The sequence below is a fragment of the Cohnella baijiui genome (assembly GCF_020731285.1).
GTDB lineage: Bacteria > Bacillota > Bacilli > Paenibacillales > Paenibacillaceae > Cohnella.
In genome coordinates this window covers 1-215 of the sequence record NZ_JAJFOW010000474.1, presented here as the reverse complement: position 1 = coordinate 215, position 215 = coordinate 1, and the positions used below count along the sequence as shown (strand labels likewise).

Below are 215 nucleotides of genomic sequence, written 5' to 3'. Positions count from 1 at the left end.
GATTTGATTACATGTACGGAAGTAGTGGAGCATCTTAAGCATCCAATGGAGTATTTCTCATTGTTCAACAGCTTGCTTGCAGAGGGAGGTCTGCTTGCTGTTATGACACTATATCATCCGCGGGATGATGAGAAATTCTGCCGCTGGTATTATCGAAGAGATCAGACGCATATTGGTTTTTATACGCCAAAAACGATGAAGTATATCGCAGATAC

1 protein-coding gene is annotated in these 215 nt (G+C 41.9%); it reads left to right on the top strand.

Annotated features, from left to right (window positions below):
* Positions 1 to 3 precede the first annotated feature (3 nt).
* Positions 4 to 215: methyltransferase domain-containing protein (locus LKX83_RS34645; protein ID WP_227887623.1), on the top strand; the 212-nt coding region annotated here is incomplete at its 3' end.